This window comes from Bradyrhizobium sp. UFLA05-153, from assembly GCF_054185185.1.
In genome coordinates this window covers 1-15,561 of sequence record NZ_JBBIAM010000171.1, presented here as the reverse complement: position 1 = coordinate 15,561, position 15,561 = coordinate 1, and the positions used below count along the sequence as shown (strand labels likewise).

The following is a 15,561-nucleotide window of genomic DNA, read 5'->3' as shown; positions in this document are numbered from 1 at the left end:
GGCCAAGTCGCCCACAGGCGCGTCTTCGAATGATCCGGGATCAGCTTGACGTCCGAGAGCCGCTGTAGGGCGCCACGCTTCATCGATATCCCATAGCCGGAGTCGGAGGCCTATTCCAATTGAAGTCCGGACGGACATCTGCACCGCGGCGGCCGCAGGCCTGGCAGACGAAGCGCGGCTCGATGTCAGACAGCCGCACCTCATCCCGCCAGCAGTCAGCGTTGAGGGCAACGCTATGGCTGCAACGGTAATCGGCGCACCAGACCAATACTCCACGCATGCCCATCTCGCGCATGTCGCCGAAGGTAATCTTGAACGGGCGGTGTGCGGTTCTCGCGGCGGACAGGTCTACGCATGCCGCTATCCAAGCGGCATCGTAAACCTAGATCGCGCCCATCTTCACACAGATCGCATAAGCAATCACAAAGGCGGGGAGAAAGAGAAGAAACCACACGACGCCGGCCGGCTCGCGATGCGATGCGAACTCACGGTTTGCGTCCGTCTTTTGGCCGTGAGGGACAATTGAATAGACCTGACTTGGACGCCTGCGTCTGGCTGCCTTCCTTAGGAGCTGCTTGACAGTGGTTTCGTGCTCGATTGTCGGGGCGTCTTTTCGATCGGACATCCGTGCTCTACCTCTTTGCCTTGAGCCCGATCGTGACCAGCCCATCACGCCCATCTTCACACAGATTGCATAAGCAATCACAAATGAATCGCGCACGCGACATGATTGAGTTGGGCCACAGGGCTTGCACCTCGGCTTGTTTCGAGGGAGGGCGGAGGCATGCAGGCACCCGGTCGAAGCCTCGAAGGGGTGAGGGCGGCATGCAGGATTCAAGCGCCTCCCATGCGCCTCGCAAATTATCGATTCCTCGCGGTTCAGAACGGCGGCGGGCTGCCCCGACGTTGGGCCCGCCGGTTCACGCTGGCGGGCTGCAAAAAGGCCGCAGCGTCGAATGCCGCTGCGGCCCCGCCGGGTCAAAAAAGAATTGGTGAAGTATTAGCCAGCCCCGGTAGCCAACAGGGTACGCGCCGATAATTCCGCACCTCAAATCAAATCCGGCGGGTCACTTAACGAACAGGATTAACTGTTGCAGTGGAGACATCATTAGGACAGCTGCTCTGACTGATTATAGGGAAGAGCTGACGTTGGCCTGGCTGGCCTACCGAGGCTGGTAGTAGTCCGGAGTGGCGGGGGATCGGCTTCCTTTAGCATCGAAAGGAATTCGATCCTGACGGGAGCCGGGGCCCGTGGAGTGGCTGGCAAGACAAGTCTCTTTTACGACCCTTCCAATCCAGAACTGGATGTTATTTGCACTTGCGGGACTGATCATCGGTGCAGCGTTCGTCTTGATTGTGCGCGTGATGGCATCGCGCTGAAACTATGTGCAGCGGGGGTGCTGTTCGGGCCGGCTGCCCGTTAGTTTGTCATTTAAGGCTAACCCGGCTTCGCTACACTCTCCACATATCTTCTCTTCGCGAATCATGAACGGAAGGCATGGCAAAATCGTCTAAGCTGGTCGCTGCAAAGCGAGGCAAGATCTTGTTGGTGCGGCGTCGATCGGACGGTTTGTGGATGTTTCCAGGCGGCCGCAAGCGTGCACGTGAAACGAACAAGGACTGCTTGCGGCGCGAGATTGGCGAGGAGTTGCCAAGCTCAAACTGGGTCGCCTGAGCCTCTGGAAAGAACTGAAGGTGAAGAACAAACGCTCCGGCCGTCGAATGAGCGATGCAATCTTCATTGCGCGTAACGCCAAGGGCAGGTTAGCGATTGGCGATAAGAAGGAGATCGATCGTGCGATGTGGCGAAAACCCCACCGTGTTCGTCTGACACCGACATCCCGTCATATTCGGGACAAGTTACTTCCGAGATAGATCTGCCGAGCAGCCTCACTCAGTTGCCAACTTGGTTTCGATATAGGCGTTCACGGTTTCGGCAAAGGAGCGCTGAACACCAACCACGGCATTGCGCTGGGCTAGAACGTCCTGCTGGAGAAGCCGCAGATCGCTCTTACGGGCCATAGCTGGGGTGACCTCCAGGTACTCGTTGATAGCTCTTTCAGCTAAGGGCAGGGCATTTGGATCTCCCTTAGCTATCAGTCGGCGCAGGATTCCCAAGCAGGTGTCCAAGTATGGCATAGTTTGAAATATAGATGCACAGTCACACCTTATCCACTTCCGATCGCGGGCAAGAGACCAGTGTCTCATCTGCTGCCGCCAGCACCACGCGACATCTTCCACTCAACTCGGAAAGCACGCCTGAGCTGTCAGTGTTAGCGGCGAAAGGTTCAGAATCTCCGGGAATCGAAAAGCATACGTAGCGCTGACTTGATTGCCACAGGTCGGCGCCGAATAGGTGAACGTTTGCGCCGGCAAGCTTAGCCCCAGTGCCTGTTGGGCGGCGTAGCCGGTGATGGCAGTGCTACTTGGACACAGCGTGGGATTGACGCTGGCGCAACGCGCCGCGAACTCGGCGCCATGCTGTAAGCCAATCTGCGTCCATAGAACCAAGCCAAATTCGATAATACCAAAGATAAACAGGAAAAAAACGGGCGCGGTCAATGCAAACTCGAGAGCCGTGGCTCCTCGGGTGTCGTGCCACAGAGCTCGGAGCTTCATTGCAGCCTCGACGTCGCTTGGGCGGTAAACGTATAAAGCGGAGCAACGATCTGATAGTTGATGAGCGTATGGTACGTTGCTTGAGCCGAAACCGTGGCATAGGTGCCGGCAAGGTTGCCGCTCGGGCAAGTCGAGCCGCAACTCACGGTGCTCAGGCCAGCGGTGCCGGGACAACCACAGAATTGAAATGCGCCGGGCGAGGCCGTGATCGATGATGAATTGGTGGCGCTCGTTACCGCTGCGGAGATTCCTGTCGTGTCAAAGCCATGCGTAATCGCGTATTGGGCACCGACTTGCGCGGCGCCTTCAACTTGCATCTTGCGATAAACGGCCAGACCGATATCGGTGACCGAGACGACCATCAGCGACAGGAGCGGAATCAAGATCCCGAATTCTATCGCCGCAGCGCCCCTCGCATCGCGAATGCCACCCTGAAGAAGAGTACGCCAGACACGCACTGACCTTACACTTCCGAGCAAAGGCTGAATGGTCATGACAAGCTTCCTCACTCGACAAGTTGCGCGGTTTGGACTCCGATGTTGGCGGTGCCAAGTCCAGAACAGTTGACCTGAACATTGGATGTGCCGGTGAAAGTAATGGTGTCAGCGATGATTTTTGTGCACGAGGTGCTGGTGCCGCTACCGCCGCTAAAACTTAGATTCGCCTTGGGAAGATAGATGGCGCCATTAAAGATCTGTGTAGCGCCGCCGGTCAGATTGAAGGTTGTTCCCACCGGCATGTTGCGATCGCCATACATGACGATGCCCTGGGTCGAGCCCGACGTCGGCGCCGTCAGATTGATGATCGCGTTGCTGCCCAGTGAGGCCGTGCCCCAGTTGCTGCCTGAACCGGTGAACACGAGCGTTACGCCAGTTCCAGTCAGCGTAGCGTTACCGGCCACGCTTAGGTTTGCACCGTCTAGATAGTAGATACCAGGGTCGAGGTCCAGGGTGGCTCCAGCGTTGACGGTGATATTCCCGCTATAGCAGCCGGGGCTGAGCGAGTTGGTCTTTCCGTTGGCATTGATCGTGATCTTGCCGTTGCTGCAGCTAGGCTTTGCCGGCGGATAAACGCTTGAATAGGGGTCGGCAGTCGGTCTTGCATGGGTCCTGATGCCGTTTGTCGCCGTGATGCTGCTCGCGCCGGAGATGTCCCCGGAAACTGAAACCTGATTGGCGGCCACCGTTCCGCTGCCGCTGACGTTCAGTGACGGGCTCGCGCTGGAATTGCTGTAGAGATTACATTTGATGAGATTGAGCTGATTGCTCCCGCTCACATTCACTGCAGGACTTGCTGTCGAGTCGAGTGCCAGCACGCAGCCCGTTCCGGAATTCGGCATCGCGACAGAGCGGGCGGTGATGAGAACCGGGTCAGAGCCAAACAACGCAGACAGCAGCCGTGGCTGCGATTGACTGACAACAACTTCGACGGCCTGAGTGTTGGCAACATAACTGCCAGTCGTCGGCGGCTGACTGACGCTAATGGTGACGTTGTTCAAGCCATTCGTGTAGCCATAAGCGGCGGTCACGGCGTTGGCCTCGGCCGCCAAATTGCTTCCAGCGGTTGCAGCGCTTACAGCTCCTGAATCTGCAGCGCTCTGCATATTCTTATGCTTGTAATACCACCATCCGACCTCCGTGCCGAGGCCGGCCGCGCCGACCAGAACGGGCATGAGCAGCGCGGAAATAATCACATAACTGCCCGACTGGTCTTGGATAAAGCGTCGAAGAATGCCTGGCTCGCGCGCGCAGCTCGGCGAGGCTTGTCGCAAAGCAGGGTCGAAGTTCATGCTCAAGGGTTCAAGGCGCATTGCAGCCTCATGCAGCTGATTGCAACTTTTTCCCGAGTAGAATTTACGAGCCGTTTTAAAGGCGGCCTAAAAGGATCGATAAAATTGAAAAGAGGCTTGGTGAAGCTTTGGGATTACGATGTTCGGTCGCCGCATTCTCCGGTCGTGGGTACAATTTGACCTCCGCTCTTATTATCGACCTGCAAAATGTAGCCTGCCCGAGAACTGCTCGACGTTCGAAGGCGGATAGGTCGCCGCTTTGATGATGGCATACCCGCTTTCACCCGCCGCACTGCACGAATTCAGCTCAGCAGTTTTGCCCCAGCCGCCGTCATCGCCCGCTGGGAAAACTCGCTGATCTACTACGGCGATGTTCACGTCGGGACTATCGGTCTGCGGAGCAGAAACCGGTCGAGAGTGATTCATGGCATGGCGCTGCGGCTCGCGACTGGACGGCGGAGAAGTATGCCGCATGGGCGCGCGGCGAGAATATGCCATTGCAATTGCCGGCGTCCGTGGCGGCGAACGTTTCGACAGCCACGCCCCGGCCGTGAGTTACATCCATCGCGCGCACATTAGCGTCGCGCGCCAATTGGCCGAGACCAATGATATGCAATAATCCCCGAATACTTGATCAAGTTTAATGAGGTAATTGCGTCATAGGTGTTGAAGGGCTGAGCGATGAAAGCGTTTTGCGTCTGTACGAAAACATTAAGCAACAGGTCTCGGCTGACAAGCTCAATAGAGGCCGTCACCGCCTAATGGGCGAGGCCGCCAAGCAGCAAGCCGAGCGGCTGCGAGAAGAAATCGATCGCCGACGCTTGCGGTACAATCCAATAGACTGGTGAGGCCGGGTGCCCTCCATCCACCCGTAAACTTCTAAAGTGTCCGGCCGTCGTCGGTCGGATAGCGGTCCCTTGCCATGCGAACCGATGAGGATACCAAGCCACCTCCGGCGTGCGAGAACTGCGCGCGAAATGATGCCGGTGGGACAATTGCCGGCAATCGGAAATCGCAGAGCCGTCCAGGTCTACAAGTGTCGTCCCTCCGGCGCATCGGGGTTTAGCCCGGGCATCAGATGCAAGCGGCATCTTCAAGCTCGTCCTCCAGGCATCCCGGCGCATCGGGGTTCAGCCCGGGACATAAGATGCAAGCGGCGGCTCCGTATCCTTAAGCCGGCGACGACCAGCAGTTCGCATCGAGCTTCGCGCTCCGAGGCAGGACGTAGAACGGCCTCCACTAGTCGTCGCGTCACGCGGCGGTCGGACAGCCGCGTGGCGATGATCGCACGCCAAGCAAAGCATCCGGAGCTGTCGGTCGTGCTGTCGGCTGATATCGAAGTCCGCATCTGCATCGCGGTCCGGTGTGATAATGCAGCTTCCGCTGCCGATCTGCTGAGCCGGCGTCACGCCCGTGCAGAAGACGTTCTTGTCGCACTCATGGCATTTGAAAGTGTCTCGGACAGAGGCGTTCTTGCTGGCGTCGTCTTGCCGTGGCCCACTACGACGCGCTCATTGATTACGGGTTTGCCGTCAGGCCGACATCACGACAAAACCGGCGCGTGGGAAATGCACACAGACCTCTCCGACCGCGGGATCGCTGCGTCGGATGACGATCTCATGGACGCCCGAGGCGACCAACTCGCCGATGACCGGGTCGCGTCCGGTATCATCCGGCGTGACGGTCACTGTCTGACCAGGTTTCCGGCCGATCGGATCTCGCGGATCGGGGATTACGCTGGCGATCGACGTAGCGTCCCTCGCCGCATCGAGCGCTTTTTTCGAGGTCGTTGGGCTCCGCCTGCCGTGGCCGATTGCGGCAATGCGCTCGGTCCAACTCAGCAGCCTCGGAAAGCCGTCGAGCGGCACCGCCGTTGGCCCGAATTTTTGTTTCAAGAACCAAATCGGATGGTAGGCGGCGAGATCGGCAAGGCTAGCGGCAGAGCCCTGCAAGAATGAGCGCTCGTCGATCAGCATCTGATTCAGCCAATCGAAATGCGCGCGCAACTGATCGAGCAGGTTCGGTACTGCCGCCATCATCGCGGCCGGATCGATATTTCGGCCGGAGAATGTGGCCCGATCTTCGAGAAATCCTTCGGGCAACGCGTCGGGTCTCTTCGCGAACGCGATGCTAACAGCCGGGCTGAACGTGGTCTTCTCGGCCCACCAGGCAAGCGCATCGGCCGCGCCGTGGCCGGCGGGATAAAAGCTCGGGGTGGGATGCCGGCGCTCGAGTTCGCGCATAATCAACTGGCTATCGCAATAGATGTCTGCGCCGATCTGCAACACGGGCGTCTTGCGGTAGCCTCCGGTCAGCGCCGTCAGGTCGGGTTTTGGCATGATGACGGGGATTTCCACCGATTCCCAGGCCAAGCCCTTCAGACCAAGACCGAGCCGAACTTTCTCCGAATAGGGAGAGGTCTCGTAGTGATGCAGGATGATATCGGTCATCGAGACGGCCCTCGTTTTGGGATGATCGTTGCCCTGGATATCCCGCTCGCATCACCGGCTCTACCATAATCTTTAGCGATCTTACGTTCGGCGGTCGGCCAACTTCAGGAAAGTCGAGAGAAGTGTTGAAACGCCGAGGGTGTAAGGCCGTAAGCCCGTTTAAATGCGGTACTGAAATGGCTGTAGCTTGAAAAACCGAGGTCGAGCGCCAAGCCCGTCAAATCTGAACAATCATCAAGCAGGTCAAGCGCCCGGGCGAGCCGCAGTTGGAGTTGATAACGACAAAGCGGCAGACCCTCGACTTGCCGGAACAGCTGAGTGAGATAGACCGGCGAGACGCCGACGGCGCTGCCAATCTCAGCCAACGTCCATCGGCGTCCAAGATCTGAAGAAAGCACAAGTTTGGCGCGGTCCACCAGTTTTTGCCGCCCTACGCTGCCGGATGCGGCGTACGATGTGCGCTTCCCGAGGGCGCGGCTTACCAGCGATAGGATCAAATCCTCAGCTTCAAGAGTCTCAGTCATCCCGCGGGCAAGACGATGACGCACAAGTGCTGCGAGCAACTGTGCGGGCGCATCAATACGCATGCGAGGCCGGTTGAAAAGGAGTCGAGCTTTCGTATGGAGGAAGTCGGCAGGCGCCAGCTCCAACAGCGTCGCCTCATCGATTCCGATCGATAGACTTGCATCGCCGCCTTCAAGAGGATGGCTAACTCGATAGGGTTCACTTTCATTAAAGAACACCACCTGATTCGCTTCCGCGACTGTCTCGACCTGACCTGTATGATGCACGTAGACGCCGCGGTAAGGAAACACGAGATGTGTTGTGCTAACGCATTCCTCGGCGCTTTTGTGCTTGCATGTGCCTGAGCACAAAACGTCCCACACCGCTACGGTGTCAGTCGCCAAAAGTGGGTGAGAGCTGATTTCAGCCATTGTTGAACTGCCTACCCGGCCGCGTCGAGCTCAGTATCCTCGGTTGTCGGTTACGGTTCCTCGCCAGCTAGGTCATGGCCGCCTACGCGCGGCATCGGCGTCTGCTATTTACGAGAGCGGATATTCGCCAAGGTGAATGGTAGGTCGGCTAAGGCCATTTCCGGACTCATGACGTCAACGGAGTTCTTTTTCGACCGTTCCATTGAGGTCTATGAACTCGACGGCAAGATTTTCTCCCTCGGCATATCCAAGTTCTTTCAGCCGCTGTTCGAATGCTGTCCACAATGGTCCCGTGCGGGGCGTCGCGATACCCACCCGCGTCATTTTGCGCGGTGCTTGCGCGCTGGACAGACGTGCAAGCGTGGTACCACCTCCCATGACGGCTAGGCCGGTGAGGGAATCACGCCGTCTCATGGATTTCTCGCCCCTAAGAGTGCTGCGCTGTAAAAGCCTAACACAGTCTTCGAACGACTACGGTGTGGTCGCATTGCAGCAAATTGGGCCGCTCGACTTCCGCTAATGGGATGGTCCGGCCGTGCTCCAGCCCCGCCAGTGCGAGAAGCTGGCAAGGGCCGCTCAAGTCAAGGAGCACGCCATGTCTCAGAAACTCAACACAGCGATCGCCGTGATCGGCATCGATATCGGCAAGAACTCGTTCCACCTCGTGGGTCATGATCACCGCGGTGCCATCGTGCTGCGTCAGAAGTGGTCACGCAGCCAGGTGGAAGCACGGCTCGCCAACTTGCCGCCGCGCTTGATCGGTATGGAGGCTTGCGTTGGCGCGCATCACCTCAGTCGCAAGCTCCAAATGCTTGACCACGACGCTCGCTTGATGCCGGCGAAATACGTGCGCCCCTACTCGAAGGGGCAGAAGAATGACTTCCGAGATGCGGAAGCCATCGCTGAGGCTGTCCAACGCCCGACCATGAAATTCGTCGCGACCAAGACAGCCGACCGGCTCGACCCTCAGGCGCTGCACCGCGTCCGCGATCGATTGGTCGGCCAGCGTACCGGCGTCATCAATCAGATCCGTGCGTTCCTGCTGGAGCGGGGCATCGCCGTACGGCAAGGTCTGCATTCCCTGCGGTCCGAGTTGCCGGATATCCTCGCGACGCGTACCGATGTGCTCTCGCCTCGCATGTTGCGCATCATTGAGGATCTGGTGGGCGACTGGCGCCGGCTGGATGCGCGTATCGAGCGAGATCGAAACGCTGGCCCGTCAAGTTAAGGCCTGCGAGCGACTGATGACGGTGCCCGGCATTGGCCCGCTTATCTCTAGTGCAATGGTGGCCGCGATTGGCACTGGAGACGTGTTCTCGAAAGGCCGCGACTTCGGCGCCTGGCTTGGACTGGTGCCGAAGCAGATATCGACCGGCGACCGCACGATCCTCGGCAAGATATCAAGGCGCGGCAATCGCTACCTACGCGCGCTGTTCGTCCAAGCCGCATGGGTCGTGCTGGTCAGGGTCAAGTGCTGGGAGCGCTACGGCCTCAAATCTCGGATCGAAGCTGCCAAGAAGCGATTGCATCACAACGTGCTGGCGATTGCGCTCGCCAACAAGCTCGCCCGGGTCGCCTGGGCGGTTCTCAACAAGGGACGCGCCTTCGAGTGCGTCAAGGCTGAGGCGACGGCGTCCTGACCTGGCTGATCCTCGCGCCGTGCTCGGAGCCGTCAAGGCGCAGCCTGGCAGCGTAGAGCAAGACGTCAGGACAGCACGACGGCCGGCCTTGACGGCCCCTTGCGCGCGGCGCGTCTGCGCGCGCAGGCCGGGACGAAGGAACGACCGCCAGGCACGAACAAAGGAACGGCGCGAAGTGAGGAGCTATCGAGATGACGTAACCAACATCCCTTACCCGCCGAGGTCTGCGAGAGGATGAGACGACGATGGAAGATCGGTCTTCCCGGCGCATGCGAACACTGGTGACCCGAATGGCCCGTTCGAGGCCTGTCCGCTAATCAGCTCGAATGCGCGCTGATATCCATGATGGCCCGGAGCACAGCACGCTCCAATCAGAGGCCGGATACATTGATGCAAGACCGCATCTGACAGGTTGACGAAACCTCTTGCAACGCACGGCCGGACCATACATCAGGGTCACAAGCAGCGGTCAAGGCAAGCACACCCCGGCGTCCGGTTTACCGCCAACAGCCGATGTGACAACGGTTGGAGCTATGGTCGGCTTGGGGCCACAAGCGGTCATTTCTCGCCAGGTCACTTAACTAAGCGGTGGCGTCCGATGATGGTGAAGCGGGCGATCGCGGCGACCGCCTGACGCATTGCTGACGTAAAAAACCGGCCGCAGGGGCCGGGCTGAACCAAAGTCTGTTGCGCGAGAGGAGAAAACCACTTTCGCGTGGCGGCGGCTAGACCACCTCGGCGAGCGGTTTTCAATCGTAGAAGAACTAGGCCTGCCGCAGGATCGCGGCCGGGGGCGACGGCGCCGCGGTTCGTCTGTCAGCCCCCGGGGCCGTCCTTCATGATGTAGCCCATCAGGTCGTCCACGTTGTGCTCCAAATCCCGGATGATGTTCTTGACGACGTCTCCGATCGAGATCACGCCCACGACCTTGCCCGCGTCTAGCACTGGCAGATGGCGAAAACCGCGCGCAGCCATCATTGCCATGCAGCCTTCTAGCCGATCGTCCGGCTTGACCGTCACCGGGTTGCCCGTCATCACTTGGCCCACCGGCGTCTGCTTCGCATCGAGCCCGGGCAGCAGCACTTTGATGGCGCAGTCACCCTGGGTCACGATACCGACCAGCACGTCGTCGTCGATGACCAGCACCGACCGGACCTGGTTGTCGCGCATCTGGCGCAAGGCTTCGACGACCATGTCGCCGGAACGAACACGGATCAGGGCGCCACTCTTCTGGGCCAGAGCGTTTTTTACAGTGCTCATCGATCTCCTGTCGTGGGCCCTGTTCCTTCCCGCCTTGCAGGTTAGTCGAAATATCTTGCCTTGTCAGCACCGCGCCGGGCTACGCCATCGAGGCGGTGAAGATCCCGCTGTCGGGATCGGTGGCAGGCTTCGCTGGCACATCGCCTGCAGCACCTTCACACTTCCAGCTCGAAGCCGCTGCCTTCCGTTTCGATGGATGTGCCACGTCTATTTCCCTCACCGAGGCAGCAGGTCTTGTTTCGGGATCGGGCTGTAACACCAACCCGTAAACCCCAGTCAGGCACCTCGGCGAAATGGAAGTAATCAAGCGGTTCGGCGACAACGCCCGCAACGTTTCTGCCTCCGTCGCCGGTGCTGACAGAAGGCGCTATGATCACATATGCCCCAAAATGGATTGGCGTCCATGAGAGGTCTGCTCGGGGTCAGACTCGGAATAACTCGCAGTGAGCACAACGAGTCCGCTCTGCGCCGATAGGCGGACGTATCCACTGATACCTTGCGTGCCTCGATGGCGGCGACGGAGCCGCCCGCGGTGTACAGCACGGCGACATGACGGCTAACCAAATCACTGGCGAGTTGCTGTAGCCGATCATACTTACCCTCCGCCCAGCGATACTCCACAACAACGTCGTGCCGTTCGCGAAAGCCAGATTCCTCTAGCCCGCGTAGAAACGCCGCAACGAGATGCGCGTTCGGTCCAGGGGACCCGCCGTGCGGGAAACCAACCACTGGTACGTGCTGCTGCGCCCTCGCTGCGAGCGGCCACGCGAGGCTGGCACTGCCAAGCGCACCGAGGAATTCGCGCCGCCTCATGCCCGCCTCCGACCCAAGAGACAACAGCTTATCGTTTCAGCCGGGCTCATTGATAGGGGCCAAAAATCCAGCTTCGCTACTGCGTACATTCTGTCCGATGTCCGTTGAGGGTCAAAATGCGAAGAACTCAGCGTGTTCGCTATGCCCCACTCAGCGGACCTCAATGAGAGCTGCCGCCACTTCGCTGATCGGCCACTACCGAACTACGCCGCCCGTTGCAGCCGCTCATCGATTTCCTCGCGCAACAGCCCGAAGTCGATCGGCTTGGTCAGCAGTCCGGCGGCCCCGAGTTGAGCAGCTTTCTTCTTTGTCGCTTCATCGCCGTAGGCCGTGATCATGATCACGGGCACGTTCGGCCTCGCTGCCCTTACCTTCGGCAGCATTTCAAGTCCGCTCATGCCGGGCATGTTGATGTCCGACAGGATCAGGATCAGTAAGGGATCGGCGATCGTCTTCGTGCGCTCCAGCGCCTCCGCCGCTGACGTCGCAAACTCCATGACAAAACGTCCGGAGCGAATGTCCCGGCGGAATTGCTGGCGAAACAGGTGTTCGACGTCGGGTTCGTCATCGACCACGAGGATATAGGTGCTCAATTTCTCTGCCCCTGCTTCTGCTTGCTAAGGCATGACACGCGGCAACGTAATAACGAATTCGGTAAAGGAACCGGGTTCAGTCACAACTTCAATTGTACCTCCGTGCTGTTTCACCACGATGTCGTGGCTCATGGACAGCCCGAGCCCGGTACCTTCACCAGCCGGTTTTGTCGTGAAGAACGGGTTGAAAATCTTCTCCCGGATTTCGAGCGGGATGCCATTACCATTGTCGCGGATGCGCACTTCGACCCTGTCGCCGAGGTTTCGTGTTGCCGCTTTTAAGCTCGGTTCAAAGCCGTTGCCGGCCGTCCCTGCGCGCTGGGTAGCGGCGTAAAACCCGTTCGAGATCAGGTTCAAAAGCGCCCGGGTGACCTCCTGCGGGTAGATGTCGGCAACTCCGATCGCCGGATCGAAATCGCGCTCCAGTGTGATGTTGAAACCCTGTTTCTCTGCGCGGGCTCCATGGTAGGCGAGGTTAAGGCTCTCGTCGATGATTGCGTTGATCTCAACTGCCCGATGCTCACCAGAGCCCTCGCGGGAATGCAGCAGCATGTTCTTGACGATGGAGTCGGCGCGCCTGCCGTGCTGTACGACCCTTCCGAGGTTGTCCTTCAAGGTGCCGGTCAGCTCGCTGACTTCCTCGCGGACCTTGCTAGGCAAGGCTACCGGTTTGAGTACGTCGCTCAACTCGTCTGTCAACTCGGATGAGAGTGCCGCAAAATTGTTCACGAAATTGAGCGGGTTCTTGATCTCGTGCGCGATGCCGGCAGTCAATTGCCCAAGCGCCGCCATTTTCTGGGCATGGACCAGGCTCGCCTGCGCCGTCTGCAACTCGCGCAACGCCGTCTCGGCGGCGTCCCGTGCTGCGCGAACCGCCTGCTCGGCGCGCTTCCGCTCCGTGATGTCGGCATAGATCAGCACGAAGCCGCCGCCCGGTACCGGATTGCGGCGCACCTCGATGACGCGGCCGTCGGGCCGCATACGCTCGAAGCGCATCTCAAGCCTGGTGTCTTCGACCGTGCGGCTGAGTTGAGCTTCGAGATCGGCCGAGACGTACTCGCCGCGCTCAGCGAGATAGCGGAAATATTCGGCAAAGCTCGGCCGCGCGGCTAGAAAAGCGTCGGGCAGCTCGAGCATCTCCTGGAAATTGCGGTTCCACGCGGTAAGTCGCGCCGCGGTATCGAACATGACGACCCCGTCGCCCATATTGTCGAACGTGACGCGCAGCTCGGCCTGACGACCGCGCAATTCATCGAAGAGCCTGGCATTCTCGATCGCGATCACAGCCTGGTCGGCGAAGCTGGTGGCGAGTTCGATCTCTTTGTTCGTAAAAGGTTCGACGAGCGTCCGGGCAATGCTGTATACACCTATCAGCGTATCCTCGCGAAGCAGCGGAATGCCAAGCGTCGTGCGGTAGCCGGCGATCTCCTGCCCTTCGCTGAGGGTGTATTCTGGATCCTGCAAGACATCGGGGATGAGGACGGCTCGACGCTCCAACGCGGCGCGACCGGATGTCGAGCCGCGACCAGGCGTGAACGGGTGCGTTTGAAAGAATTCTCTTGCCTCCGCCGAAAGCCCGCAGGCCGCGATCAGGTGCCACAGGTCATGGCGCAGGTGGAACATATATACCTGGTCTGCGCGGCAGAGACGCGCCACGGTCTCCACCAGCGTGTCGAGCACCGTCTCGAGGTCGATGGACGACCGGCTGATAGTCTTGAGCACGTCTGCGGTGGCGGTCTGTTGCTGCAGCGACTCCTCGAGATCGCGCGTCTTGGCCTGGACCTCGTCGAACAGGCGGACGTTGGCGATCGCGATCACGGCCTGGTCGGCGAAGGTCTGCAGCAGCTCAATCTGTTTCTCGCTGAATGGACGTACCTCCATACGGCGAAGCGCAATTACGCCGATGCACTCGCCTTCGCGCAGCAGGGGTACGGCCAGCACGGTGCGAGCACCGTCCCGGCGTGCGAGTTCGCGCCCGTCGGGAAACTCGTCGCCTTCAGGCGAAAGGAGGTCATGCACATGTACAGCTCTGCGGTCGACTGCCGCACGCCCCGTGACCCATAGGCGGTTGATTGGCCGCCGTTTCCAGACAACCGGGGCCGACCCGTGCTGCACCTGGAATACGAGGTGATCGCCATCCCTCAAGGCGACGTGGGCCTCTTCTGCTTCGCAAATCACGCAGGCGCTCTCCACGATTGCCGTCAGCACCGGTTCGACATCAGTCGGCGATGAGGCGATGACCTTGAGGATGTTAGCGCTGCCGGTCTGGTAGGTGAGGGCGTCCGTCAAATCGCGCGTCCTGGTCCGCACCTCGTCGAAGAGGCGGACGTTCTCGATCGCGATCACAGCCTGGTCGGCAAATGTTGTCGCCAATTCGATCTGCTTTTGTGTAAACGGACGCGCTTCCTTCCGCGTTATTACGATGACGCCAATGGGGGCGCCATCGCGCAGCATTGGTACCGCGAGGACGGCGCGAAAATCCGCAAGCCGCTGGCCTTCCGTGAAGGTGTATTCCGGATCGGCAAGCGCATCGGGGATATGAACGGCTGTCCCTTCGAGCAACGCGCGTCTGATCGCCGAGCCTCTGTCCGCCGCGACCGGAATGGTTCTGGAGTATTCGATAAACTGGTCAGGAAAACCATAAGCCTCCGCCCGAAAGAACACGCCGCCACGTTGGCGAGTGATTTGCGCCATGTCGGCATCGCACAGCCGGGCAACCGACTCGACGAGAGCTTGCAGCACAGCCTGCAGGTTGAACGTCGAGCGACTGATGACTTTCAGAACTTCGGCTGTGGCGCTCTGTTGCTCCCGCGTCTCTTTCAACTCGCGGGAGAGAATGCTGACCTGTTTTTGCAGATCGGCAACGGAAGGGACCGCAATCGCGCGAGCCTTGGCCCTATTCGCGCGCCGCCCCTTAATCGGTTGCTCGTTTCCATCACGTTGTCGCATTTCGCTCCCCTGGGGCGGATCACGACAAGGCTTAATCTTATGCAAATCTTGCGTTTCCCGCTATGGCAAGAAGTCCGCCTGGGGGCAAAATGAAGAACTCAACGTGAGTAAATCGAGTCCGCAATAGGCGGCCACCTCTCGCCGCCTTGTCGCTGTCGATGCGGAATACTCGCCCGAGGAGAGCAACCCCAAGACCTCGCCTGGAAGGGGCGAGATCGAACCCGACTTGCGGTCGTTGGAAGTGCGCGGTGTGATCTCGCCGGGGAGGGCCGCTCGGGTAGATGTGCCGTTCTGGTCACAGTCTGCGCAGAAAACAGCGTGCGCGCCCATTTGCCTTATTCGATGACTTTTTGGGCGGAACATTGGTCGCGCGCTCGACTTTCAACCACCGCCGAGCCCCGCAGTGTAGCCTGGAGCTGGACGCGGAGTGAGGGCGAAGAGGAGATCATCGTGACGAGGGTGGCAAAGCTTCTTGCAGTAACCGCAATACCTGCATCTGTCTCTTATACACAT

12 protein-coding genes and 2 pseudogenes are annotated in these 15,561 nt (G+C 59.4%); 3 read left to right on the top strand and 11 right to left on the bottom strand.

Annotated features, from left to right (window positions below):
* Positions 1–1,498 precede the first annotated feature (1,498 nt).
* Positions 1,499–1,875, top strand: a pseudogene (locus Q2941_RS46895) (NUDIX hydrolase).
* Between the two features lie 15 nt (positions 1,876–1,890).
* Here the strand turns inward: Q2941_RS46895 and Q2941_RS46890 are convergent.
* The 5 genes from Q2941_RS46890 to Q2941_RS46870 all read right to left on the bottom strand — a co-directional run bounded on the left by Q2941_RS46890 (position 1,891) and on the right by Q2941_RS46870 (position 4,786).
* Positions 1,891–2,118, bottom strand: coding sequence for a hypothetical protein (locus Q2941_RS46890; RefSeq protein ID WP_245288303.1), 228 nt, complete (start codon positions 2,116–2,118; stop codon positions 1,891–1,893).
* A gap of 123 nt (positions 2,119–2,241) precedes the next feature.
* On the bottom strand, positions 2,242–2,619 hold the full coding sequence (locus Q2941_RS46885; protein ID WP_084801920.1) for a TadE/TadG family type IV pilus assembly protein: 378 nt from the start codon (positions 2,617–2,619) through the stop codon (positions 2,242–2,244).
* A complete protein-coding gene (locus Q2941_RS46880) occupies positions 2,616–3,113 on the bottom strand; it encodes a TadE/TadG family type IV pilus assembly protein (protein ID WP_254111340.1) in 498 nt (165 codons plus the stop codon). Before Q2941_RS46880 ends, Q2941_RS46885 begins: the two co-directional genes overlap by 4 nt.
* Before the next feature lie 11 nt (positions 3,114–3,124).
* Positions 3,125–4,429, bottom strand: coding sequence for a TadE/TadG family type IV pilus assembly protein (locus Q2941_RS46875; RefSeq protein WP_458196845.1), 1,305 nt, complete (start codon positions 4,427–4,429; stop codon positions 3,125–3,127).
* Positions 4,430–4,600: 171 nt separating this feature from the next.
* The gene (locus Q2941_RS46870) at positions 4,601–4,786 is read right to left on the bottom strand and encodes a hypothetical protein (protein WP_156944874.1); all 186 of its coding nucleotides are present in this window, start codon (positions 4,784–4,786) and stop codon (positions 4,601–4,603) included.
* Between the two features lie 46 nt (positions 4,787–4,832).
* On the opposite strand from Q2941_RS46870, the gene Q2941_RS46865 reads away from it, so the two are divergent.
* The gene (locus Q2941_RS46865) at positions 4,833–5,027 is read left to right on the top strand and encodes a hypothetical protein (protein ID WP_156944875.1); all 195 of its coding nucleotides are present in this window, start codon (positions 4,833–4,835) and stop codon (positions 5,025–5,027) included.
* 913 nt (positions 5,028–5,940) lie between these two features.
* Here the strand turns inward: Q2941_RS46865 and Q2941_RS46860 are convergent.
* The 3 genes from Q2941_RS46860 to Q2941_RS46850 all read right to left on the bottom strand — a co-directional run bounded on the left by Q2941_RS46860 (position 5,941) and on the right by Q2941_RS46850 (position 8,207).
* Complete coding sequence (locus tag Q2941_RS46860) at positions 5,941–6,858, bottom strand: glutathione S-transferase family protein (protein WP_458196844.1); 918 nt, start codon at positions 6,856–6,858, stop codon at positions 5,941–5,943.
* 104 nt (positions 6,859–6,962) lie between these two features.
* Positions 6,963–7,793, bottom strand: coding sequence for a helix-turn-helix transcriptional regulator (locus tag Q2941_RS46855; protein ID WP_458196843.1), 831 nt, complete (start codon positions 7,791–7,793; stop codon positions 6,963–6,965).
* Positions 7,794–7,967: 174 nt separating this feature from the next.
* Positions 7,968–8,207, bottom strand: a complete 240-nt coding sequence (locus Q2941_RS46850) for a hypothetical protein (protein ID WP_458196842.1) — start codon at positions 8,205–8,207, stop codon at positions 7,968–7,970.
* A gap of 181 nt (positions 8,208–8,388) precedes the next feature.
* On the opposite strand from Q2941_RS46850, the pseudogene Q2941_RS46845 reads away from it, so the two are divergent.
* A pseudogene (locus Q2941_RS46845) lies at positions 8,389–9,433 on the top strand (IS110 family RNA-guided transposase).
* An 816-nt stretch (positions 9,434–10,249) separates the two neighbouring features.
* Here Q2941_RS46845 and Q2941_RS46840 read toward each other — a convergent pair.
* From Q2941_RS46840 to Q2941_RS46830, 3 genes are all read right to left on the bottom strand, one after another.
* Entirely contained in the window at positions 10,250–10,693 is a 444-nt protein-coding gene (locus Q2941_RS46840; protein ID WP_254111347.1) for a CBS domain-containing protein, read from the bottom strand.
* 1,016 nt (positions 10,694–11,709) lie between these two features.
* On the bottom strand, positions 11,710–12,099 hold the full coding sequence (locus Q2941_RS46835) for a response regulator (protein WP_027527826.1): 390 nt from the start codon (positions 12,097–12,099) through the stop codon (positions 11,710–11,712).
* Positions 12,100–12,123: 24 nt separating this feature from the next.
* Positions 12,124–15,048 (bottom strand): GAF domain-containing protein, encoded by a 2,925-nt coding sequence (locus Q2941_RS46830; protein WP_458196841.1) that lies wholly within the window; start codon positions 15,046–15,048, stop codon positions 12,124–12,126.
* Positions 15,049–15,561 lie beyond the last annotated feature (513 nt).

Coding starts and splice junctions, on each gene's coding strand:
- Q2941_RS46875 (WP_458196845.1), bottom strand. CDS start 4,429: ATGCGCCTTGAACCCTTGAGCATGAACTTCGACCCTGCTTTGCGACAA.
- Q2941_RS46855 (WP_458196843.1), bottom strand. CDS start 7,793: ATGGCTGAAATCAGCTCTCACCCACTTTTGGCGACTGACACCGTAGCG.
- Q2941_RS46840 (WP_254111347.1), bottom strand. CDS start 10,693: ATGAGCACTGTAAAAAACGCTCTGGCCCAGAAGAGTGGCGCCCTGATC.
- Q2941_RS46850 (WP_458196842.1), bottom strand. CDS start 8,207: ATGAGACGGCGTGATTCCCTCACCGGCCTAGCCGTCATGGGAGGTGGT.
- Q2941_RS46860 (WP_458196844.1), bottom strand. CDS start 6,858: ATGACCGATATCATCCTGCATCACTACGAGACCTCTCCCTATTCGGAG.
- Q2941_RS46830 (WP_458196841.1), bottom strand. CDS start 15,048: ATGCGACAACGTGATGGAAACGAGCAACCGATTAAGGGGCGGCGCGCG.
- Q2941_RS46885 (WP_084801920.1), bottom strand. CDS start 2,619: ATGAAGCTCCGAGCTCTGTGGCACGACACCCGAGGAGCCACGGCTCTC.
- Q2941_RS46865 (WP_156944875.1), top strand. CDS start 4,833: ATGGCATGGCGCTGCGGCTCGCGACTGGACGGCGGAGAAGTATGCCGC.
- Q2941_RS46880 (WP_254111340.1), bottom strand. CDS start 3,113: ATGACCATTCAGCCTTTGCTCGGAAGTGTAAGGTCAGTGCGTGTCTGG.